Here is a 21,660-nt window from a genome sequence, read left to right as displayed (position 1 = left end):
CTTAGCGGTCCACGTCGGCCATAACGAAATCGATACTACCCAGGTACGCGATCAAGTCCGCGACCATGCTGCCTTTGATCACCGAAGGGATCTGCTGCAAGTGCGGGAAGCTTGGGGTACGAATCCGGGTGCGGTAGCTCATGGTGCCGCCATCGCTCGTCAGGTAATAACTGTTGATGCCCTTGGTCGCTTCGATCATCTGGAAGGATTCGTTGGCCGGCATGACCGGGCCCCACGAAACTTGCAGGAAGTGCGTGATCAAGGTCTCGATGTGCTGCAACGTGCGCTCTTTGGGCGGCGGCGTGGTCAGCGGGTGATCCGCCTTGTACGGGCCTTCCGGCATGTTGCGCATGCACTGCTCGATGATTTTCAGGCTCTGGCGCATTTCTTCGACACGCACGATGCAGCGGTCGTAGGCATCGCCGTTGGCCGCCAGCGGCACTTCGAATTCGAAGTTCTCGTAGCCCGAATAAGGACGCGCTTTACGCAGGTCGAAATCGCAACCGGTCGAACGCAGGCCGGCACCGGTGACGCCCCATTCCAGGGCTTCTTTGGTGTTGTAGGCAGCGACGCCGATGGTCCGGCCCTTGAGGATGCTGTTGTCGAGCGCAGCTTTCTGGTATTCGTCCAGACGCTTGGGCATCCACTCGACGAAGTCTTTAACCAGTTTTTCCCAGCCGCGCGGCAGGTCGTGGGCGACGCCACCGATGCGGTACCAGGCCGGGTGCAGACGGAAGCCGGTGATGGCTTCGATCACCGTGTACGCCTTCTGGCGGTCGGTGAAGGTGAAGAACACCGGAGTCATGGCGCCGACGTCCTGGATGTACGTCCCGAGGAACAGCAGGTGGCTGGTGATCCGGAAGAACTCGGCCATCATGATGCGGATGACGTCGACCTTCTCGGGCACCTTGATGCCAGCGAGCTTCTCGACCGAGAGCACGTAGGGCAGGTTGTTCATCACGCCGCCGAGGTAATCGATACGGTCGGTGTACGGGATGAAGCTGTGCCACGACTGGCGTTCGGCCATTTTCTCGGCACCACGGTGGTGGTAACCGACGTCCGGCACGCAATCGACGATTTCTTCACCGTCCAGTTGCAGGATGATGCGGAATGCACCGTGCGCCGAAGGGTGGTTCGGGCCGAGGTTGAGGAACATGTAGTCCTCGTTCGCCCCGGAACGCTTCATGCCCCAGTCTTCAGGCTTGAAGCGCGCGGCTTCTTCCTCAAGCTGTTGCTTGGCGAGGGTCAGGGTGAACGGGTCGAACTCGGTGGCACGCGCCGGGAAGTCCTTGCGCAGCGGGTGACCTTCCCAGGTCGGCGGCATCATGATGCGGGTCAGGTGCGGGTGACCTTTGAAGTCGATCCCGTACATGTCCCAGACTTCACGCTCGTACCAGTTGGCGTTGGGCCAGATGCCGGTAACGGTCGGCAGGCTAAGGTCGCTCTCGGACAAGGCGACCTTGATCATCACGTCGCTGTTACGTTCGATCGACATCAGGTGATAGAACACGGTGAAGTCGGCGCCGCTTGGCAGCCCTTGACGCTTGGTGCGCAGGCGCTCGTCCACGCCGTGCAGGTCATAAAGCATGACGTACGGCTTGGGCAGGTTGCGCAGGAACGTCAGGACTTCGACGAGTTTGGCGCGGGCAACCCAAAGCACCGGCATGCCGGTGCGGGTCGGCTGGGCGGTGAACGCCTCGGGGCCAAAACGGTTGTTCAGTTCGACGACCACATCCTGGTCGTCTGCCTTATAAGGCGGGATGTACAGAGCACTGCCTGTAGTCATGGTTATTTATCGCTTTCGGTCAACGTAAAGAATGAAGCCAGGTTCTCGTTCTATTTAAGAAGGGGAGCTGGATCAGACTTCGTCGGGGCTGCGCAGGTTGGTGACTGCGATTCGCTGTTCGCGGCGCTGTTCCTTTTGCGAAGGCATCTCGGCGCGATACACGCCTTGATCACCGACGACCCAGGAAAGCGGACGACGCTCCTGTCCAATCGACTCTTGCAAGAGCATCAAGCCTTGCAGAAAAGCTTCCGGACGGGGCGGGCAGCCAGGCACGTAGACGTCCACGGGCAGGAACTTGTCCACCCCTTGAACGACGGAGTAGATGTCGTACATGCCACCGGAGTTGGCGCACGAGCCCATGGAAATAACCCATTTAGGCTCGAGCATTTGCTCGTAGAGACGCTGAATGATCGGCGCCATCTTGATGAAGCAGGTACCGGCGATAACCATGAAGTCCGCCTGACGTGGCGATGCCCGGATAACTTCGGCGCCAAAGCGCGCGATGTCATGGGGCGCCGTGAAGGCGGTGGTCATTTCCACGTAGCAGCACGAAAGACCGAAGTTGTACGGCCACAGGGAGTTCTTGCGCCCCCAGTTGATCGTGCCGTTAAGCACGTCTTCGAGCTTGCCCATGAAGATGTTTTTGTGAACTTGATCTTCTAACGGATCGGAAACGGTTTCCCGCTCGCCAATCGGATACTGCTCGTTAGGAGCATCGGGGTCGATCCTGGTGAGATTGTATTGCATTGCCAAAGCCTCATTGTTTCAGCTTCGCCTGCCGCTTGCGACGAGCTTCCGGAGCCCAGTCAAGGGCGCCCACTCGGAACAGGTAGACAAGACCTGCCAACAGAATTGCTATGAAAACGAGAGCTTCGACGAATCCGGTCCAGCCGCTTTCGCGGACGGACACAGACCAGGCAAAGAGAAATAGGGCTTCGATATCGAAGATCACGAAGAGCATCGCGACCAGATAGAATTTGGCTGAGAGCCGCAAGCGGGCGCCACCTGTAGGTAGCATGCCGGACTCGAACGGTTCGTTTTTGCTGCGGCCCCAGGCTTTTGACCCGAGGAGGCTGGAGACGCCGAGCATGAAGGCGCAGAGGCCGACGACGCCCAGAAGGAAAATGGCAAAGCCCCAGTTGTGGGCCATGAGTCCTGTCGCTTCGGGCATGCTGGTAATCCTTAACAGAGAGCAAAGGTCTCTGAGCTTGATAGAAACAAAGCAGTGACGATATGTCGCAGCAATCAATCGCGGTGATTTTATGGCACAACACCGTGCAAGTAAAATTCCTGTGGCGAAATTATTTAGCGGAATAAAGACATAGCGTACCTCCACAGCCCTGCGACCCATGCGCTCCGGGCATTAGCCGGCATTTCATCAATATTGTTTTGTGGCAAATGTAACGAACAAAGTTGTTGCTGAATGATAATCAATATTGTTTGCGGCGGTTTTCAAAGTGTTTAACGGGCGAGTGAGTGGGAAGTTGTCTTATATAGCCGTTACTGCAAGTTGCACGTGGGCAGGTTTTACCCGGTTTTGGCGATTGCGATACCGCTCTGGATCAATGTTTTTTCGCGCAAGGTCCGCTACGCGCACATCCCTGTAGCAGCTGCCGAAGGCTGCGTTCGGCTGCGCAGCAGTCGTTAATCAAGCGGTGACGTTTTTCAGGTGAATTCAATTCGTGGGATCAGCGAGAACTTCGTCCTCGAACGCAGCCTTCGGCAGCTGCTACAGGGGAGGTGGGGCGGAAGAAATCCCACGCAAAAAAAACGCCCCGAACCAGTCGGGGCGTTAGATATGCGGCGTTGCGGTTAGCTTTTTATCGGTACGCAGCGGCCGTTTGCTCAGCTATCAGTGGAACTGTTCTTCTTCAGTCGAACCGGTCAGCGCGGTGACCGAAGACGAGCCGCCCTGAATCACGGTGGTCATGTCGTCGAAGTAGCCGGTGCCCACTTCCTGCTGGTGCGCAACGAAGGTGTAACCCTTGGCGGCGTCAGCGAATTCCTGCTCTTGCAGCTTCACGTAAGCAGTCATGTCGTTGCGGGCGTAGTCGTGCGCCAGGTTGAACATGCTGTGCCACATGTTGTGAATGCCGGCCAGGGTGATGAACTGGTGCTTGTAACCCATGGCGGACAGTTCGCGCTGGAACTTGGCGATGGTCGCGTCGTCCAGGTTTTTCTTCCAGTTGAAGGAAGGCGAGCAGTTGTACGACAGCAGTTGGTCCGGGTATTCCTTTTTGATCGCTTCAGCGAAGCGACGAGCTTCGTCCAGATCCGGCTTGGCGGTTTCGCACCAGATCAGGTCGGCGTACGGCGCGTAGGCCAGACCGCGAGCGATTGCCTGGTCGAGACCGGCGCGCACTTTGTAGAAACCTTCCTGGGTGCGTTCGCCAGTCACGAATGGCTGGTCGTACGGGTCGCAATCAGAGGTCAGCAGGTCAGCTGCGTTAGCGTCGGTACGCGCCAGAATGATGGTCGGCGTGCCGGCAACGTCAGCCGCCAGACGAGCAGCGGTCAGCTTCTGTACGGCTTCCTGGGTAGGAACCAGTACTTTGCCGCCCATGTGCCCGCATTTTTTCACGGAAGCCAGCTGGTCTTCGAAGTGAACGCCCGCGGCGCCTGCCTCGATCATGCTTTTCATCAATTCGTAAGCGTTCAGTACGCCGCCGAAACCGGCTTCGGCGTCAGCCACGATTGGTGCGAAGTAGTCGATGTAGCCTTCGTCGCCCGGACCTTTACCGGCTTTCCACTGGATCTGGTCAGCACGACGGAACGAGTTGTTGATGCGCTTGACCACGGTTGGCACCGAGTCCACCGGGTACAGCGACTGGTCCGGGTACATCGATTCGGCGGAGTTGTTGTCCGCAGCCACTTGCCAGCCCGACAGGTAAATAGCCTGGATACCGGCTTTGACTTGCTGAACAGCCTGGCCGCCAGTCAGGGCGCCCATGCAGTTGACGAAATCTTTCTCAGGACGGAAGGACGGCTTGGCGCCTTGGGTGACCAGGTTCCAGAGCTTTTCGGCGCCGAGTTTTGCAAAGGTGTGCTCAGGTTGAACCGAACCGCGCAGGCGGACGACGTCAGCAGCGGAGTAAGCGCGTGTCACGCCTTTCCAGCGTGGGTTTTCAGCCCAGTCTTTTTCGAGGGCTGCAATTTGCTGTTCGCGTGTCAGTGCCATGGAGTTAAACCTCGTCGCGTCTTGTATGAAAAGTCGTCTTGGGTGAAAAATTCATGCTCGCTGACCAGAAGCTTAGGTGCTCAAGTCGGATTCGGCGGGGGTGGCGACGGGATGAACGATGGGCTCGAGGGGAAGTGAGCAGGTAAGGGCGAACTGGCGAGCGCATTCGGGCGTCGTGGGCCTTCATACAAACATCAGCGTGGAGCCGGGTTACCTAATTACGCTTCCGTCCCTCGGGACAACTTCGTTCCAGTCGGCAACCTCGTCAAACACACCTTGTGGGCGGTACAGACACGAATCGGCTTGCGGGGTAGATGCAGGCGTCGATCCGAAGGCCCTTTCCAGGGCCCCTGATTAGCGGGAGCGAGGCCATCATGCCTTTGCTTTTTTAGCCCGTCAAACGTTTTGTAGTGCTTTTTTTCAAGCACTACATCTTTAGTCTAATACGACTAATCAGTCAGTTTTCGGTGCTTTAGTCCAGCGTGTCGACTTTCACCCGCAACGTCATGTCATCGCGGCCCTGAGTAGAGTAGCTGCGGGTCAGGCCCTGTTTGTCGGCCTGAGTCTGCCGGTTCACGCCGGCGAGGGTGATCCACTCGCCCAGGCGCCCGGTGACAGTTGTGTCGGTACTTTGCACATTCACTACATCGGGACGTTCCTGGCTCATGCGGTCACGATTGGTACTGATTGCCAAGTGAACGATGTCACCGGTGATGCTGGCAGTGACGTAGAAACCCTGTGTGACGTTGCGATATTCGGTCTGGCTGCGCAAATCACCGTAAGAATCGGTCTGGCTGCTGGTCAACGGCACGCTTTGGCCGACCTGGATCAGCGCCGGTGAACCTTCGCTGGCCTGGATCTGCTGGACGCCGCCATCACGGCTGTTGGTGCTGCGGTTGATGATGCGGGTCTGGCTCGGCTTGACGCCATTCACCGAATAACCCTGATCGCCCTGGTAATTGTTTTCGTTGGTGTCGACGGTGATCAGCAGGCGCTTGGGTTGGGTATCCAACTGCGCGATCAGCGCTTTGAGTTCGTCGATCTTGCGTTGATCAGCGTTGACGATCAGTTGATTGCCGTAGGCGCTGACCTGGCCATCCTTGCCGATGAAATCCTGCGCCATCGGCAGCATGTCGGCGCTGGTGTGGTAGCTCAGGGGCACAATCTCGGTGGCGGCCATGACCGAAAAACTGCAGGTCAGCAGCAGCGTGGTGAGCAGGGTGCGTAGGGACATGTCCGTTATCTCCGCTTTCGAAAGGCTTGATATTGCCAGTTTGTCGGCACGCGGTGGGGCAAGTTGAATCGCGCACAGCAAAACGCCCCGACATCGGGTGATGGCGGGGCGTTTTGGGATGTTCATTCGGGCCGTTGTGGCGAGGGGGCTTGCCCCCGTTGGGCTGCGCAGCAGGCCTAAAATCTTGGGGCCGCTGCGCGACCCAACGGGGGCAAGCCCCCTCGCCACAGGCAAGCCCTCTTGCCACAGGCAAGCCCTTTTGCTACAGGCAAGCCCTTTTGCCACAGGCAAGCCCTTTTGCTACAGGCAGGCCCCCTTGCCACAGGCAGTCCTTCTCACCACAAGGTGTCAGGCCGAATGCCGGACCATGTCTACATGTGGAATCCCGGCTTCGAGGAATTCCTCACTGACCAGGCTGAAGCCCAAACGCTCATAGAACGCCGTGGCCTGCACCTGCGCGCTGAGCATTTGCTGCTTCAGCCCGCGTTTTTCAGCTTCGCCGATCACTGCTTGCATCAGCGCATCTCCCACTTTCAAACCGCGCCAGTCTTTGAGCACCGACACGCGACCAATGTGCCCATCGGGCAACAGGCGCGCGGTGCCAATCGGAAAGTCGCCTTCGTATGCGAGGAAATGCACCGCTGTGGCGTCATCGGCATCCCATTCCAGTTCAGGTGGAACGGATTGCTCGGCGATGAACACCGTCTCACGAATGCGCCGGATCTCGGCGATATCCTTTTGCCAGTCTGCGACACGAACGTGGATTTTATTCATCAGCAAACCCCAGGCTGCCTTGCTTGACCAATTCGCACAGCAAGCCGCGACCGTCTTCATCGCTCAGCCATGCGCCGAGGTTATCGCTGTGCAGAGCGTCAGCCGCGCAGATCAGCTTCAGCAATTCGCGCAGTTTGCCCGGCAGGTAGCGGCTCTGGCCGCTGGCGAACAACAGCAAATCGTCATCGACTTCGGACCACGCCATGCGCGCACTCGGGTTGCGGATCAGCACTGCGCCTTCTTCGAGGCTGGCGAGGAAGTCCTCTTCTTCGATTTCTTCCGGGCCAACCACCAATTCCGGGTAGCGCGGCTCGGTCATGTACTGGCCGAACCAGGTCAGCAGCAGGCGCTCGTCGCTCATGTGCTCGGCCAGCAAGGCTTTCAAGCGATCAAGCGCGTCGTGCTGAATCTGGTGTGGATCGACTGCCGGCAGAGCGTCGGCATCGGTGTAGCGCTCTTCGTCAGTCAGGAACTGGCTGAGGAAGTCGGTGAAATGCGTCAGCACTTCCGAGGCGCTCGGTGCGCGGAAGCCGACCGAGTAGGTCATGCAGTCGTCAACCGCAACGCCGCAATGGGCCAGACGCGGCGGCAGATAAAGCATGTCGCCCGGCTCCAGAACCCACTCATCGGTGGCTTCGAAGTCGGCAAGAATGCGCAGGTCTGCGTGCGGCAGCAGGGTGCTCTCGGAGTCGCACATCTGGCCGATTTTCCAATTGCGCTTGCCGTGACCTTGCAGCAGGAACACGTCGTAGTTGTCGAAGTGCGGACCCACGCTGCCACCCGGTGCAGCGAAGCTGATCATCACGTCATCGACGCGCCAGCTCGGCAGGAAACGGAAGTTTTCCAGCAGTTCGCTGACTTCCGGCACGAACTGATCGACCGCTTGGACCAGCAAGGTCCACTCGGTTTCCGGCAATTTGCTGAACTCGTCTTCAGCGAACGGGCCGCGACGCATTTCCCAGGGACGCTCGCCGTGCTCGATCACCAGACGCGATTCAACTTCTTCTTCCAGCGCCAGGCCGGCCAGTTCGTCCGGGTCGATCGGGCTTTCGAAATCAGGCATTGCCTGGCGGATCAGCAGTGGTTTTTTCTGCCAGTAGTCACGCAGGAATTCGCGCGCCGTGATGCCGCCCAGAAGTTGAAGAGGAATGTCAGGATTCATGTGTAACCTATTGAAAAAAAGCACTTTTCAGACGGGAATAAAAACGCCCGGCGCTGCCGGGCGTCTCAAACGGGTACAGCGTTGGATCAGATGCGTTTGGCTTGCTCTACAGCGTTGCCGATGTAGTTGGCCGGGGTCAGCAATTTCAGCTCGGCTTTGGCCGCGGCTGGCATGTCCAGGCCGTCGATGAAAGTTTGCAACGCTTCAGGGCTGATGCCCTTGCCACGGGTCAACTCTTTCAGCTTCTCGTACGGGTTTTCGATGTTGTAGCGACGCATGACAGTCTGGATCGGCTCGGCCAACACTTCCCAGCACGCGTCGAGGTCAGCGGCAATCTTCTGCGCGTTGAGCTCAAGTTTGCTGATGCCTTTGAGGCTGGCTTCGTAGGCAATCACGCTGTGGGCGAAGCCGACACCGAGGTTGCGCAATACGGTGGAGTCGGTCAGGTCGCGCTGCCAGCGGGAGATCGGCAGTTTGCTCGCCAAATGCTGGAACAGTGCGTTGGCGATACCCAGGTTGCCTTCGGAGTTTTCGAAGTCGATCGGGTTGACCTTGTGCGGCATGGTCGACGAACCGATTTCGCCAGCGATGGTGCGCTGTTTGAAATAACCCAGGGAAATGTAGCCCCAGATGTCGCGGTCGAAGTCGATCAGGATGGTGTTGAAGCGCGCAATCGCGTCGAACAGCTCGGCAATGTAGTCGTGCGGTTCGATCTGCGTGGTGTACGGGTTGAAGCCCAGGCCCAGCTCGTCTTCGATGAAGGCGCGGGCATTTTCTTCCCAGTCGATTTCCGGGTAGGCCGACAGGTGCGCATTGTAGTTGCCGACTGCGCCGTTGATCTTGCCCAGCAGCGGCACCGCAGCAACCTGAGCAATTTGACGCTCCAGACGGTAAACCACGTTCGCCAGCTCTTTGCCCAGAGTGGTCGGGGAGGCTGGTTGGCCGTGAGTGCGCGAAAGCATCGGCACGTCAGCGAAACGCACGGCCAGTTCGCGGATGGCTTCAGCGGTCTGGCGCATCAGCGGCAGCATTACATCATCACGGCCTTCGCGCAGCATCAGGGCGTGGGACAGGTTGTTGATGTCCTCGCTGGTGCAGGCAAAGTGGATGAATTCGCTGACCTTGGCCAATTCCGGCAGCTTGGCCGCTTGCTCTTTGAGCAGGTATTCGATGGCTTTGACGTCGTGGTTGGTGGTGCGCTCGATCTCTTTGACACGCTCGGCGTGCTCCAGAGCGAAGTTGTCTGCCAGGGTGTTCAACACCGCGTCGGCTTCGGCGGAGAACGCCGGCACTTCGCTGATGCCTGGGTGAGCGGCCAGGCGCTGGAGCCAGCGCACTTCAACCAGAACGCGCGCACGGATCAGACCGTATTCGCTGAAAATTGGGCGCAGGGCCTGGGTTTTGCCGGCGTAGCGGCCGTCAACAGGGGAAACCGCAGTGAGCGAAGAAAGCTGCATGGGGTGTTCTCGGACAGTCGGGCAACGAAATGGGGCGCGTATCATACATGAAAAAATCCGCCGGTCCGTTGCCAACTGACCGGCGTATTACGCGTTACAGATCTGAAACAGTCTTGCGGGCGCGGTTCAGCTGCTGCGCATCAGCGGGTAAAGCTCTTTCAGTAACTTGCGACGACTGATCACCAACTGCCAGCGATGGCCGCCCAACTGCCGCCACAGCCGCGCCGAGCGAATCCCGGCGAGCAGCAGCGCGCGGATCTTCGAAGCGTTGCTCGGTTGCTGCAGGTTGCGCATGTCGCCGTGCACCTGAATGCGTTGGCGCAGCGTGCTCAGGGTGTCCTGGTACAGCGCGCCGCACGCGGCAATCACGTTTTCGTGGGCCGGGCCGAAGTGCTCGACCTGCGACTGAATCTGCGGCAGACGCTTGCCGATCACGTCGAGCATGTCGTCGCGTTTGGCCAGTTGCCGCTCCAGACCGAGCATCGCCAAGGCGTAACGCAGCGGTTCGCGCTGCAGCGTGCTCGGGTCGCGTTCGAGGGCGCCGATCAACGCGCGATAACCTTCGCGCAGATTGAGGTCGTCGCCACCGTAAACTTCCAGCGTGTCCTTGGGGTCGCGGATCAGCAGACTGCCGAGCATGCAGGCCAAACCGGCTTCACTGGTCTGGCCGGTCTTGGCGATCTTGTCGACCAGCACCGCAGCGAGAAATACGCCGCCGAGTGCCGTCAGTTGCTCCTGAGTCGGGCTCATTGTGCCGCGCCTTGAGCAGTGCCTTGGCGGGTCCACGGTTCGGCAACTTCGATCACGCCGCCGCCGAGGCAGATTTCACCGTCATAAAACACCACGGATTGCCCCGGAGTGACCGCGCGTTGCGGGTCATCGAAAGTCGCGCGGTAGCCGCTGGCGGTTTTTTCCAGCGTGCACGGCTGGTCGCTCTGGCGATAACGCACTTTGGCGGTGAGGCGTCGCGGCTGGCTCAGGTCGATCGGGTTGACCCAATAGATGTCCGAGGCGAGCAGGGCGCGGGAGAACAGGTAAGGGTGATCATTGCCCTGGCCGACGATCAGCTCGTTGTTCACCAAGTCCTTGATCAGCACGTACCACGGCTCGTCGCTGGCGTCTTTCAAACCGCCGATGCCCAGGCCCTGACGCTGGCCGATGGTGTGGTACATCAGGCCGTGGTGACGGCCGATGACTTCGCCTTCGGTGGTTTTGATTTCGCCCGGTTGCGCCGGCAGGTACTGCTTGAGGAAGTCGCTGAAACGGCGTTCGCCGATAAAGCAGATGCCGGTGGAATCCTTCTTCTTCGCGGTCGCCAGATCGTGCTTCTCGGCAATCGCGCGCACTTCCGGTTTTTCCAGCTCGCCGACCGGGAACAGGGTCTTGGCGATCTGTTCACCGCCGACGGCGTGCAGGAAATAACTCTGGTCCTTGTTCGGATCGAGGCCCTTGAGCAGTTCGGTGCGGCCATCGATGTCGCGGCGACGCACGTAGTGGCCGGTGGCGATCAGGTCGGCGCCGAGCACCATGGCATAGTCGAGGAACGCCTTGAACTTGATCTCGCGGTTACACAGGATGTCCGGGTTCGGCGTGCGGCCGGCCTTGTATTCGGCCAGGAAGTGCTCGAACACGTTGTCCCAGTACTCGGCGGCGAAATTGGCGGTGTGCAGCTTGATGCCAATTTTGTCGCACACAGCCTGCGCATCCGCCAGGTCGTCCATGGCGGTGCAGTATTCCGTTCCATCGTCTTCTTCCCAGTTCTTCATGAACAGGCCTTCCACCTCATAACCCTGCTCGATCAGCAGGAGAGCGGAAACGGAAGAGTCCACGCCGCCGGACATGCCGACAATGACGCGCTTCTTTTGTGTGTCAGAAGGGGCTGGATCACGCATAGGGATTCAATGAGTGTCTTTAAAAAGGACGCGATTCTAGCAGGCCGAAGCCCACAAGGCTAAAGAGAAGGGCGGATCAGTTCGAGACCGAAGTGCTTGCCGTCCAGATAATCATCGATACAGCGGATGATCAGCTCACTGCGCCAGTTTGCGCGCTGGGCCAGCAGTTCGTCACGGGTCAGCCATTTGGCGCCGAGAATACCGTCGTCCAGTTGATAGTCGGGGTGGTGTTTGAGCGCTTTGGCGATGAAGCAGACGCGCTGATAAGTCACGCCGTTGCTCGGTGCGGTGTAGAGGTACAGGCCGACGATGGCGGTCGGCTCGACGTCCCAGCCGGTTTCTTCAAGAGTTTCGCGCACGGCGGCTTCGATCAGGGTTTCATTCGGGTCGAGGTGACCGGCGGGCTGGTTGAGCACCGCGCGGCCGCCCTTGAGTTCTTCGACCATCAGGAAGCGACCGTTGTCTTCGACGATGGTGGCGACGGTGATGTGGGGTAGCCAAGTCATGAAAATACCTCGTGTGGTCTGTAGCAGCTGCCGAGCCTGCGAGGCTGCGTTCGGCTGCGCAGCAGTCGTAAACCTTATGCCCGGGGTCAGTCTGAAACACCGCAGGGCCTGATTCTACGACGGCTCCGCCGCCGAACGCAGCCTCGCAGGCTCGGCAGCTGCTACAAGTGTTGCGCATGACAGAAACACAAACCCCGGCACGGGGGCCGGGGTTTGTGATGTTCCCTTACAACCTTAAACCAACGCAGCAATCGCAGCGTTGAAGGTGTTGCTCGGGCGCATGGCCTTGCTGATCAGCTCGGCATTGGCGTGGTAGTAACCGCCGATGTCCACTGGTTTGCCCTGAACGGCGTTGAGCTCGGCGACGATGGTCGCTTCGTTCTCGGTCAGGGTTTTCGCCAGTTGGCCGAACTGCGCTTGCAGTGCAGTGTCTTCGGACTGGGCGGCCAGGGCTTGAGCCCAGTACAGCGCCAGGTAGAAGTGGCTGCCGCGGTTGTCGATGTTGCCGACTTTGCGCGATGGCGACTTGTTGTTGTCGAGGAACTGACCAGTGGCCTGATCCAGCGTTTTAGCCAACACCAGCGCTTTAGGGTTGTTGTACGTCACACCCAGATGCTCAAGCGAAGCAGCCAGTGCGAGGAACTCGCCCAGCGAATCCCAGCGCAGGAAGTTCTCTTCCAGCAGCTGTTGAACGTGCTTCGGTGCCGAACCGCCAGCGCCGGTTTCGAACAGACCGCCGCCATTCATCAGCGGTACGATCGACAGCATCTTGGCGCTGGTGCCCAGTTCCATGATCGGGAACAGGTCAGTCAGGTAGTCGCGCAATACGTTGCCGGTCACCGAAATGGTGTCCTTGCCTTCGCGAGTGCGGTCCAGGGTGAACTTCATCGCGTCGACTGGCGACATGATGCGGATGTCCAGGCCGGAAGTGTCGTGATCCTTCAGGTAAGCCTGAACTTTCTCGATCACTACGCCATCGTGAGCGCGCATTGGGTCCAGCCAGAAAATCGCCGGGGTGCTGCTGGCGCGAGCACGGTTGACGGCCAGTTTCACCCAATCCTGGATCGGTGCGTCTTTGGTCTGGCACATGCGGAAGATGTCGCCGGCTTCAACCGACTGTTCCAGCAGCAGGGCGCCTTTGCTGTCGGTAACGCGAACGACACCGTTGGCCTTGATCTGGAAAGTCTTGTCGTGCGAGCCGTACTCTTCGGCTTTTTTCGCCATCAGGCCAACGTTTGGCACGCTGCCCATGGTGGTCGGATCAAACGCGCCGTTGGCCTTGCAGTCTTCGATGACCGCCTGGTAAATGGTCGCGTAGCAACGATCCGGGATCACAGCCTTGGTGTCGTGCAACTGACCGTCAGTGCCCCACATTTTGCCGGAGTCACGGATCATCGCCGGCATCGAGGCGTCGACGATAACGTCGCTTGGCACGTGCAGGTTGGTGATGCCTTTGTCGGAGTTGACCATGGCCAACGATGGACGCACGGCGTAAACCGCCTGAATGTCCGCTTCGATCTGCGCTTGCTGCTCGGCCGGCAAGGCCTTGATGCGAGCGTACAGGTCGCCGATGCCGTTGTTCAGGTTGAAGCCGATCTGTGCCAGCACGTCAGCGTGCTTGGCCAGTGCGTCTTTATAGAACTCGGCAACGATCTGGCCGAACATGATCGGGTCGGAGACCTTCATCATGGTCGCTTTCAAGTGAACCGACAGCAGCACGCCTTTGGCTTTGGCGTCTTCGATCTCGGCAGCGATGAAGCTGCGCAGAGCGTTTTTGCTCATGACCGCGCAATCGAGGATCTCACCAGCTTGCACGCTGGTTTTTTCTTTCAGCACGGTGGCGGTGCCGTCCTGAGCGATCAGTTCGATTTTCACGGCGTCAGCGGCGTCGATCAGGGCAGCTTTTTCGCTGCCGTAGAAATCGCCGGTGCTCATGTGTGCAACGTGGGATTTGGAGTCTGCAGCCCATGCGCCCATTTTGTGCGGGTGCTTGCGTGCATAGTTCTTGACCGACAGCGGTGCGCGGCGATCGGAGTTGCCTTCGCGCAGTACCGGGTTCACGGCGCTGCCCTTGATCTTGTCGTAACGCGACTTGGCTTCTTTGTCGGCGTCGCTGCTCACGGTTTCCGGGTAGTCCGGCAGTGCGAAGCCCTGGGCTTGCAGCTCTTTGATCGCGGCTTGCAGTTGCGGAACCGAAGCACTGATGTTCGGCAACTTGATGATGTTGGCTTCAGGCGTAACGGCCAGGTCGCCCAGTTCGGCGAGGTGGTCGGCTACGGCTTTGTCACCCAATTGCTCGGGGAAGCTGGCCAGGATGCGCCCTGCAAGAGAGATATCGCGGGTTTCCACGGCGATATCAGCGGAGGCGGTGAAAGCCTCTACGATAGGCAACAGTGAATAGGTGGCGAGGGCTGGGGCTTCGTCGGTGAAGGTATAGATGATCTTCGAGCGGGTGGGCATATTCGGATTAACTCTCTTCTTTGCTAAAGCATGCGCAGAAAACTCGAGGGGCGCCGGATAAGCGCGTTCGTTCAAAGTCGTCCATGAGCCGAATGTCGAGATTTGTGCGCGGTGATGTTGGGTGCATCAGTCGAGCGTCAAGCGGGTGGGCTGCGGTAACAACCCGGCTTCAATCTGGCTGAGAGTCTCGTAATAGAGAGCTCGGCCTGTGTGACCCTTCGGTCAGCGGCGGCATTATACATAGGTAGCTGGCAATCTGCCGATGGTTCATACGCAACGAATCTCGTCCATTGGTCTAAAGGTCGCAGGGGCGAGTGGGGCGTAGAGTCTTGCACCGTGCTTGAGTTTGGCGCTTTTCCCTTTGCTTTCAGGCTTGTAGAACATGAACTGCGCAGCTTTGCCGCAGATGGGTGGAACATAGGGTTTGCGCGCCGATTTAACTGGGGTACGCTCGAACGAAGCCAGATGTTCAATCCAAACAATGGAGTTCAGCATGGGATACAAGAAGATTCAGGTTCCAGCAGTCGGCGACAAAATCACCGTCAACGCGGACCATTCTCTCAATGTTCCTAACAACCCGATCATCCCCTTCATCGAAGGCGACGGTATTGGCGTTGATATCAGCCCGGTCATGATCAAGGTTGTCGATGCTGCTGTGAAGAAGGCTTACGGCGGCGAGCGCAAAATTTCCTGGATGGAAGTCTTCGCCGGGGAGAAAGCGACTCAGGTTTACGATCAGGACACCTGGCTACCTCAGGAAACCCTGGACGCGGTCAAAGATTACGTGGTTTCCATCAAGGGCCCTCTGACCACCCCGGTCGGCGGCGGCATCCGTTCGTTGAACGTGGCCCTGCGTCAGCAACTCGACCTCTACGTCTGCCTGCGCCCGGTGCGCTGGTTTGAAGGCGTGCCGAGCCCGGTGAAAAAGCCTGGCGACGTCGACATGACGATCTTTCGCGAAAACTCGGAAGACATTTACGCCGGCATCGAGTGGAAGGCCGGTTCGCCGGAAGCCACCAAAGTCATCAAATTCCTTAAAGAAGAAATGGGCGTCACCAAGATCCGTTTCGACGAAAACTGCGGCATCGGCGTCAAGCCGGTTTCGCTGCAAGGCACCAAGCGTCTGGCGCGCAAGGCTCTGCAGTATGTGGTCGACAACGACCGCGACTCGCTGACCATCGTCCACAAAGGCAACATCATGAAGTTCACCGAAGGTGCCTTCAAGGAATGGGCCTACGAAGTGGCGGCTGAAGAATTCGGCGCAACGCTGCTCGACGGCGGGCCGTGGATGCAGTTCAAGAACCCGAAAACCGGCAAGAATGTCATCGTCAAGGACGCCATCGCCGACGCCATGCTCCAGCAGATCCTGCTGCGCCCGGCCGAATACGATGTGATCGCGACCCTAAACCTCAACGGCGACTACCTCTCTGACGCCCTCGCGGCCGAAGTGGGCGGTATCGGTATCGCGCCAGGTGCAAACCTGTCCGACACCATCGCGATGTTCGAGGCAACCCACGGGACTGCGCCGAAATACGCCGGCAAGGACCAGGTCAACCCGGGTTCGCTGATCCTTTCCGCCGAGATGATGCTGCGGCACATGGGCTGGACCGAAGCTGCTGACCTGATCATCAAGGGCACCAACGGCGCGATTTCCGCCAAAACTGTGACTTATGATTTCCACCGTTTGATGGGCGGCGCGCAATTGCTGTCTTCTTCGGCATTCGGTGATGCGCTGATTTCGCACATGTAAGCGATTTGCAGCAAATAAAAAACCGCCCGGCTCATATCCTTGAGTCGGGCGGTTTTTTTATGACTGGATGTCTGAAGTCTTGACGTGTTCAGGCGAGTACTTTTGCTGATTCGCCAGATTTTGTTTCACCCGCACTGGCAGTCGTCGCAGCGCCGTGGGTGTGAGCCTCGTGCTTCTCGCATTGAGCGCAGATCGCCACCGCGTGCAGGCCTTTGGGGCCTTGAATGATCTCGAAGTCCACCGGCTGCCCGGCCTTCAGGGTTTTATAACCTTCCATGGTGATCGCGGAAAAATGAGCGAAGAGGTCTTCGTTCTTTCCGTCCTCGATGATAAAACCGTAACCCTTGGCATTGTTGAACCATTTGACCTTGCCGCTGACCTTGACGCCTGACATACCCATATCCCTCTGCAACAGACTCCATCACTGGAGTATCATCCAGTTCATCCGCAATCTATCTGATAAATAAGATTGACTCCGCGGACCTTTTTTACCCACTGTGGGCTCTATTGGTTGTAACACCGTTTCCCCGATAGTCAAGGTGACCGGGCAGTCGGAGTTGAAATCGTTGATAGCCGCCCCCACCACTGTATTTGCACAACTGACGAACCTTTCTTTCCATGCATGCAATTAGCCAGATTCGACTAACATTCAATCAGGATCGCCCGACTCTCCAGAAAGAACACCCGGAGGAACACGACGACGATTCCGCAGGCATTGCTGTTCAGGAGGCCAAGCCTGCTTTACAGGCGCCGCCGATGTACAAGGTGGTTTTGTTCAATGATGACTACACACCGATGGATTTCGTCGTCGAAGTGCTCGAGGTGTTTTTTAACCTGAATCGCGAGCTGGCGACCAAGGTCATGCTGGCCGTCCACACAGAAGGACGAGCAGTATGTGGAGTGTTTACCCGCGACATCGCCGAGACTAAGGCCATGCAGGTCAACCAGTACGCCAGGGAAAGCCAGCATCCGCTACTCTGTGAAATCGAGAAGGACGGTTAATCGCCGACCACTTGGGTATGAGGTGAAGCTATGTTAAACCGCGAGCTCGAAGTCACCCTCAATTTAGCCTTCAAGGAGGCTCGTTCGAAGCGTCATGAGTTCATGACCGTCGAACATCTCCTGTTGGCCCTATTGGATAATGAGGCTGCCGCCACCGTTTTACGGGCCTGCGGCGCAAACCTCGACAAACTCAAGCATGACCTGCAGGAGTTCATCGACTCCACCACGCCGCTGATTCCCGTCCATGACGAGGATCGCGAGACCCAACCCACACTGGGCTTCCAGCGTGTTCTGCAGCGTGCTGTCTTTCACGTACAGAGCTCGGGCAAACGCGAAGTGACTGGCGCCAACGTGCTGGTCGCAATCTTCAGTGAGCAAGAAAGCCAGGCAGTGTTCCTGCTGAAACAGCAGAGCGTTGCGCGCATTGATGTCGTCAACTACATCGCCCATGGCATTTCCAAAGTACCGGGGCACGGCGATCACTCTGAAGGTGAGCAAGATATGCAGGACGACGAGGGCGGTGAGTCTTCATCTTCAGGCAATCCTCTGGATGCTTATGCCAGCAACCTCAACGAACTCGCGCGCCAGGGTCGAATCGATCCGCTGGTAGGCCGTGAGATGGAAGTCGAGCGTGTCGCGCAGATTCTCGCGCGTCGTCGCAAAAACAATCCGTTGTTGGTCGGCGAGGCAGGCGTGGGTAAAACCGCGATTGCCGAAGGCCTGGCCAAGCGCATTGTCGACAACCAAGTGCCGGATCTGCTGGCCAACGCCGTGGTTTATTCGCTGGATCTGGGCGCTTTGCTGGCCGGGACCAAATACCGTGGCGATTTCGAGAAGCGCTTCAAGGCGTTGCTCAATGAACTGAAAAAACGTCCGCAAGCGATCCTGTTCATCGACGAGATCCACACCATCATTGGTGCGGGTGCCGCTTCCGGTGGCGTGATGGACGCTTCGAACCTGCTCAAACCGCTGCTGTCGTCTGGCGACATTCGCTGCATCGGTTCGACCACGTTCCAGGAATTCCGTGGCATCTTCGAGAAGGACCGTGCCTTGGCACGTCGCTTCCAGAAAGTCGATGTGTCGGAGCCGTCGGTGGAAGACACCATCAGCATCCTGCGCGGGTTGAAAGGGCGTTTTGAAACGCACCACGGCATCGAATACAGCGATGAGGCCCTGCGCGCAGCGGCTGAGCTGGCTTCGCGCTACATCAATGATCGGCACATGCCGGACAAAGCTATCGACGTGATTGACGAGGCGGGCGCCTACCAGCGTCTGCAGCCAGTCGAAAAACGCGTGAAGCGCATTGATGTGCCTGAGGTTGAGGACATCGTTGCGAAAATCGCGCGGATTCCGCCTAAGCACGTCAACACCTCCGACAGAGAGTTGCTGCGTAACCTCGAGCGGGACCTGAAATTGACCGTGTTTGGTCAGGATGCGGCGATCGATTCGTTGTCGACTGCGATCAAACTGTCGCGTGCCGGCCTCAAATCGCCTGACAAGCCTGTTGGTTCGTTCCTGTTCGCAGGGCCTACCGGTGTCGGTAAAACCGAAGCGGCGCGGCAGTTGGCCAAGGCGCTGGGCATCGAGCTGGTTCGTTTCGACATGTCCGAGTACATGGAACGCCACACCGTATCGCGTCTGATCGGTGCGCCTCCAGGTTATGTCGGGTTTGATCAGGGCGGTTTGCTCACCGAAGCGATCACCAAGCAACCGCACTGCGTGCTGCTGCTCGATGAAATCGAGAAGGCGCATCCGGAAGTCTTCAACTTGCTGTTGCAGGTCATGGACCACGGTACGTTGACTGATAACAACGGGCGCAAAGCGGATTTCCGCAATGTGATCGTTATCATGACAACTAACGCCGGCGCCGAGACTGCGGCGCGTGCCTCGATCGGTTTCACTCATCAGGATCACTCGTCTGATGCGATGGAAGTGATCAAGAAGAGTTTCACTCCAGAGTTCCGTAACCGTCTGGACACCATTATTCAGTTTGGTCGCCTCAGTCATGAGGTTATCAAGAGCGTGGTGGACAAGTTCCTTACCGAGCTTCAGGCGCAGTTGGAAGACAAGCGTGTGCAGCTTGAGGTCACGGACGCCGCGCGTAGTTGGTTGGCGGCGGGCGGTTATGACTCAGCGATGGGGGCTCGTCCGATGGCGCGTTTGATTCAGGACAAGATCAAGCGTCCGTTGGCTGAGGAGATTCTCTTCGGTGAGTTGGCTGATCATGGTGGGGTGGTGCATATCGATCTCAAAGATGGTGAGTTGACCTTTGAGTTTGAGACGACTGCTGAGATGGCCTGACGGTTGTTGATCTGTTGTAAAGCGAAAGGCGCCTTCGGGCGCCTTTTTTGTTGGCTGGTTTTTTTGGGTGTGTATCCGTTGCTGCGGTAGCGGCTGATCAGGGTTTCGCACTTACGGCGACTCATCAGCTGACCCACCGCTTTCGCGAGCAAGCTCAGCTCCTGCAGGAGCGGTGCCAAGCCCAAACCCACCACCATTCCCTTGTAGGAGCGAGGCTTGCCCGCGAAGGCGTCATGCCTGCTGGCACATCCATCAACTGACCCACCGCATTCGCGGCAGCCGCCATCACCGCAGCGACGGATAAGCGCTCAAAGCAAAACCCCAAACCCCAGACACAAAAACGCCCGGCATAACCGGGCGTCTTGTATTGACCTGATTAACGAGCGCGGTAGGTAATGCGCCCTTTGCTCAAGTCATAGGGCGTCAGCTCGACGCGCACTTTGTCACCGGTAAGAATACGAATGTAGTTCTTGCGCATCTTGCCGGAAATATGCGCGGTTACGACGTGCCCATTTTCCAACTCCACACGAAACATGGTGTTGGGCAGGGTGTCGACGACAGTGCCTTCCATTTCGAAGCTGTCTTCTTTCGACATGCAGTAAAGCCCTCGGTATCCAATGAATGGCCCGGTGCAACTGCGCCAGGCAAAAGCGGCGTGCATTGTGCCCGAAAAATGGGGTTTACGCCAAGTGGTTTACGGATTGTCCTAGTTCAGGACGACCCAACGCTGATTAATCAGCAGTTCGATAGGCCGATATTGCGTCTTGTAGTTCATCTTTTTGCAGTTTTTGATCCAATAACCGAGGTACACCGCTTCCAGTCCCAGGCGCTGGGCTTCGGCGATCTGCCAGAGGATCGCGTAACGACCCAGGCTGCGATGGTCTTCGGCCGGCTCGTAAAAGGTGTAGACCGCCGACAAGCCATTGGGCAGCAGGTCGGTCACCGCGATGGCTACCAATCGCCCGTCGAGGCGAAATTCGTAGAAGCGCGAAAACGGCAGGTCGCGTACCAGGAAAGTCGAAAACTGATCGCGGCTCGGCGGGTACATGTCGCCGTCGGCGTGGCGCTGTTCGATGTAGCGTTGATAGAGATCGAAATATTCTTCGCTGAATCCAGGGCGCGCCGGGCGCACCTGCAGATCGGCGTTGCGCTTGAAAATGCGTTTCTGCTGACGATTCGGTGTGAACTGCGCCACCGGAATGCGCGCCGGCACGCACGCATTGCAATTCTGGCAGTGCGGGCGGTATAGGTGATCGCCACTGCGCCGGAAACCCATTTCCGACAGGTCTGCGTAGACATGCACATCCATGGGCTGGCTAGGATCGAGAAACAGCGTAGTGGCCTGCTCCTCGGGCAGATAACTGCAAGAGTGGGGCTGAGTGGCATAGAACTTCAAGCGCGCCAACTCGGTCATGATCAACCCTCGGGATAAGCGTTTGCATTAAGTGTAAGCCACGCGCGCAAAAGTCGCCTCAGCAAACCCAGGTCGCGCGATTGGGCTGATCCAGGTGATGCGCCAGATAGCCGGCAAACTCGCGGCGCGGGATCGCGCGTGCGCCGAGACTGTGCAAGTGGTCCGTGGGCATTTGGCAGTCGATCAGCACGAAGCCTGAGTCTTTCAGATGTCGCACCAGTGTGGCAAAGCCAAATTTGGAAGCGTTGTCGGCGCGACTGAACATCGACTCGCCGAAAAACAGCTGACCCATCGCCAGGCCATACAAACCGCCGACCAACTCGCCCTGATCCCAGACTTCAACCGAATGGGCAAACCCGCGTCGGTGCAATTGCAGGTAAGCCTCCTGCATCGCGTCGGTGATCCAGGTGCCATCGGCGTATTCCCGAGGCGCAGCGCAGGCGCGGATGACCGCGGCAAAATCCTGATCGAAAGTCACCTGATAGCGCTGCTGACGGAGCAATTTATTCAGGCTGCGGGAAACGTGCAGTTCGTCGGGAAATAACACCGTGCGCGGATCCGGCGACCACCACAGAATCGGCTGGCCTTCGGAAAACCACGGAAAGCAGCCATGGCGATACGCCTGGATCAGCCGGTCGGCGGACAAATCGCCGCCCGCGGCGAGCAAACCGTTGGGCTCGCGCATGGCTTTTTCCAGCGGCGGAAAAGTCAGGGAATTGCGTTGTAACCAAGTCAGCATGGCGT

19 protein-coding genes are annotated in these 21,660 nt (G+C 58.2%); 3 read left to right on the top strand and 16 right to left on the bottom strand.

The genetic code is table 11. The features are described 5' to 3' along the window. Position 1 precedes the first annotated feature (1 nt). From nuoC to BI292_RS15290, 12 genes are all read right to left on the bottom strand, one after another. The gene (nuoC, locus tag BI292_RS15350; protein ID WP_101208359.1) at positions 2-1,786 is read right to left on the bottom strand and encodes an NADH-quinone oxidoreductase subunit C/D; all 1,785 of its coding nucleotides are present in this window, start codon (positions 1,784-1,786) and stop codon (positions 2-4) included. A 72-nt stretch (positions 1,787-1,858) separates the two neighbouring features. Beyond that, positions 1,859-2,533: an NADH-quinone oxidoreductase subunit B family protein gene (locus tag BI292_RS15345; RefSeq protein ID WP_008146035.1), complete on the bottom strand. Its 675-nt coding sequence runs from the start codon at positions 2,531-2,533 to the stop codon at positions 1,859-1,861. A gap of 10 nt (positions 2,534-2,543) precedes the next feature. Next, on the bottom strand, positions 2,544-2,957 hold the full coding sequence (locus BI292_RS15340; RefSeq protein WP_003223812.1) for an NADH-quinone oxidoreductase subunit A: 414 nt from the start codon (positions 2,955-2,957) through the stop codon (positions 2,544-2,546). 681 nt (positions 2,958-3,638) lie between these two features. Then, complete coding sequence (gene aceA, locus BI292_RS15335) at positions 3,639-4,964, bottom strand: isocitrate lyase (protein ID WP_008032724.1); 1,326 nt, start codon at positions 4,962-4,964, stop codon at positions 3,639-3,641. A 472-nt stretch (positions 4,965-5,436) separates the two neighbouring features. After that, the gene (locus BI292_RS15330) at positions 5,437-6,198 is read right to left on the bottom strand and encodes a secretin N-terminal domain-containing protein (RefSeq protein WP_101208358.1); all 762 of its coding nucleotides are present in this window, start codon (positions 6,196-6,198) and stop codon (positions 5,437-5,439) included. Between the two features lie 348 nt (positions 6,199-6,546). After that, complete coding sequence (locus BI292_RS15320; RefSeq protein WP_101208357.1) at positions 6,547-6,972, bottom strand: GNAT family N-acetyltransferase; 426 nt, start codon at positions 6,970-6,972, stop codon at positions 6,547-6,549. After that, on the bottom strand, positions 6,965-8,134 hold the full coding sequence (locus BI292_RS15315; RefSeq protein WP_092270071.1) for a cupin domain-containing protein: 1,170 nt from the start codon (positions 8,132-8,134) through the stop codon (positions 6,965-6,967). The genes BI292_RS15320 and BI292_RS15315 overlap by 8 nt, the downstream gene beginning before the upstream one ends. A gap of 86 nt (positions 8,135-8,220) precedes the next feature. Further along, the gene (gene purB / locus BI292_RS15310) at positions 8,221-9,591 is read right to left on the bottom strand and encodes an adenylosuccinate lyase (RefSeq protein WP_101208356.1); all 1,371 of its coding nucleotides are present in this window, start codon (positions 9,589-9,591) and stop codon (positions 8,221-8,223) included. 126 nt (positions 9,592-9,717) lie between these two features. Beyond that, positions 9,718-10,341 carry a high frequency lysogenization protein HflD gene (hflD, locus tag BI292_RS15305; RefSeq protein WP_092270065.1) on the bottom strand — a complete coding sequence of 208 codons (624 nt, stop codon included), beginning with the start codon at positions 10,339-10,341 and terminating at the stop codon, positions 9,718-9,720. Next, positions 10,338-11,483 (bottom strand): tRNA 2-thiouridine(34) synthase MnmA, encoded by a 1,146-nt coding sequence (gene mnmA, locus BI292_RS15300; RefSeq protein ID WP_101208355.1) that lies wholly within the window; start codon positions 11,481-11,483, stop codon positions 10,338-10,340. The genes hflD and mnmA overlap by 4 nt, the downstream gene beginning before the upstream one ends. 59 nt (positions 11,484-11,542) lie before the next feature. Continuing rightward, positions 11,543-11,989, bottom strand: coding sequence for an NUDIX hydrolase (locus tag BI292_RS15295; RefSeq protein ID WP_101208354.1), 447 nt, complete (start codon positions 11,987-11,989; stop codon positions 11,543-11,545). 234 nt (positions 11,990-12,223) lie between these two features. Then, positions 12,224-14,449 carry an NADP-dependent isocitrate dehydrogenase gene (locus BI292_RS15290; protein WP_101208353.1) on the bottom strand — a complete coding sequence of 742 codons (2,226 nt, stop codon included), beginning with the start codon at positions 14,447-14,449 and terminating at the stop codon, positions 12,224-12,226. 493 nt (positions 14,450-14,942) lie between these two features. Between BI292_RS15290 and icd the strand changes: the two genes are divergently transcribed. Then, positions 14,943-16,199 carry an NADP-dependent isocitrate dehydrogenase gene (icd, locus tag BI292_RS15280; RefSeq protein ID WP_101208352.1) on the top strand — a complete coding sequence of 419 codons (1,257 nt, stop codon included), beginning with the start codon at positions 14,943-14,945 and terminating at the stop codon, positions 16,197-16,199. A gap of 88 nt (positions 16,200-16,287) precedes the next feature. On the opposite strand, the gene cspD is transcribed toward icd, so the two are convergent. Then, positions 16,288-16,593 (bottom strand): cold shock domain-containing protein CspD, encoded by a 306-nt coding sequence (gene cspD, locus BI292_RS15275; protein ID WP_256592696.1) that lies wholly within the window; start codon positions 16,591-16,593, stop codon positions 16,288-16,290. A 224-nt stretch (positions 16,594-16,817) separates the two neighbouring features. Here cspD and clpS point away from each other — a divergent pair, with 224 nt between their 5' ends. Beyond that, the gene (gene clpS, locus BI292_RS15270; protein WP_092270045.1) at positions 16,818-17,201 is read left to right on the top strand and encodes an ATP-dependent Clp protease adapter ClpS; all 384 of its coding nucleotides are present in this window, start codon (positions 16,818-16,820) and stop codon (positions 17,199-17,201) included. A 30-nt stretch (positions 17,202-17,231) separates the two neighbouring features. Then, the gene (clpA, locus tag BI292_RS15265; RefSeq protein ID WP_092270042.1) at positions 17,232-19,502 is read left to right on the top strand and encodes an ATP-dependent Clp protease ATP-binding subunit ClpA; all 2,271 of its coding nucleotides are present in this window, start codon (positions 17,232-17,234) and stop codon (positions 19,500-19,502) included. A 376-nt stretch (positions 19,503-19,878) separates the two neighbouring features. On the opposite strand, the gene infA is transcribed toward clpA, so the two are convergent. The 3 genes from infA to aat all read right to left on the bottom strand — a co-directional run bounded on the left by infA (position 19,879) and on the right by aat (position 21,655). Next, a complete protein-coding gene (infA, locus tag BI292_RS15260; protein ID WP_002553999.1) occupies positions 19,879-20,097 on the bottom strand; it encodes a translation initiation factor IF-1 in 219 nt (72 codons plus the stop codon). A 111-nt stretch (positions 20,098-20,208) separates the two neighbouring features. Beyond that, positions 20,209-20,916, bottom strand: coding sequence for an arginyltransferase (locus BI292_RS15255; RefSeq protein ID WP_092270039.1), 708 nt, complete (start codon positions 20,914-20,916; stop codon positions 20,209-20,211). Between the two features lie 58 nt (positions 20,917-20,974). Beyond that, entirely contained in the window at positions 20,975-21,655 is a 681-nt protein-coding gene (gene aat, locus BI292_RS15250; RefSeq protein ID WP_101208372.1) for a leucyl/phenylalanyl-tRNA--protein transferase, read from the bottom strand. Between the last annotated feature and the right edge of the window lie 5 nt (positions 21,656-21,660).

The organism is Pseudomonas sp. 43NM1 (assembly GCF_002836905.1).
In the GTDB taxonomy this organism is placed as follows: Bacteria; Pseudomonadota; Gammaproteobacteria; order Pseudomonadales; family Pseudomonadaceae; genus Aquipseudomonas; species Aquipseudomonas prosekii.
This window is presented reverse-complemented; position numbering and strand designations above follow the sequence as displayed.

Coding starts and splice junctions, on each gene's coding strand:
- BI292_RS15290 (WP_101208353.1), bottom strand. CDS start 14,449: ATGCCCACCCGCTCGAAGATCATCTATACCTTCACCGACGAAGCCCCA.
- aat (WP_101208372.1), bottom strand. CDS start 21,655: ATGCTGACTTGGTTACAACGCAATTCCCTGACTTTTCCGCCGCTGGAA.
- clpA (WP_092270042.1), top strand. CDS start 17,232: ATGTTAAACCGCGAGCTCGAAGTCACCCTCAATTTAGCCTTCAAGGAG.
- hflD (WP_092270065.1), bottom strand. CDS start 10,341: ATGAGCCCGACTCAGGAGCAACTGACGGCACTCGGCGGCGTATTTCTC.
- cspD (WP_256592696.1), bottom strand. CDS start 16,593: ATGTCAGGCGTCAAGGTCAGCGGCAAGGTCAAATGGTTCAACAATGCC.
- infA (WP_002553999.1), bottom strand. CDS start 20,097: ATGTCGAAAGAAGACAGCTTCGAAATGGAAGGCACTGTCGTCGACACC.
- BI292_RS15320 (WP_101208357.1), bottom strand. CDS start 6,972: ATGAATAAAATCCACGTTCGTGTCGCAGACTGGCAAAAGGATATCGCC.
- clpS (WP_092270045.1), top strand. CDS start 16,818: ATGCATGCAATTAGCCAGATTCGACTAACATTCAATCAGGATCGCCCG.
- icd (WP_101208352.1), top strand. CDS start 14,943: ATGGGATACAAGAAGATTCAGGTTCCAGCAGTCGGCGACAAAATCACC.
- BI292_RS15340 (WP_003223812.1), bottom strand. CDS start 2,957: ATGCCCGAAGCGACAGGACTCATGGCCCACAACTGGGGCTTTGCCATT.
- purB (WP_101208356.1), bottom strand. CDS start 9,591: ATGCAGCTTTCTTCGCTCACTGCGGTTTCCCCTGTTGACGGCCGCTAC.
- BI292_RS15255 (WP_092270039.1), bottom strand. CDS start 20,916: ATGACCGAGTTGGCGCGCTTGAAGTTCTATGCCACTCAGCCCCACTCT.
- mnmA (WP_101208355.1), bottom strand. CDS start 11,483: ATGCGTGATCCAGCCCCTTCTGACACACAAAAGAAGCGCGTCATTGTC.
- aceA (WP_008032724.1), bottom strand. CDS start 4,964: ATGGCACTGACACGCGAACAGCAAATTGCAGCCCTCGAAAAAGACTGG.
- BI292_RS15315 (WP_092270071.1), bottom strand. CDS start 8,134: ATGAATCCTGACATTCCTCTTCAACTTCTGGGCGGCATCACGGCGCGC.
- nuoC (WP_101208359.1), bottom strand. CDS start 1,786: ATGACTACAGGCAGTGCTCTGTACATCCCGCCTTATAAGGCAGACGAC.
- BI292_RS15345 (WP_008146035.1), bottom strand. CDS start 2,533: ATGCAATACAATCTCACCAGGATCGACCCCGATGCTCCTAACGAGCAG.
- BI292_RS15295 (WP_101208354.1), bottom strand. CDS start 11,989: ATGACTTGGCTACCCCACATCACCGTCGCCACCATCGTCGAAGACAAC.
- BI292_RS15330 (WP_101208358.1), bottom strand. CDS start 6,198: ATGTCCCTACGCACCCTGCTCACCACGCTGCTGCTGACCTGCAGTTTT.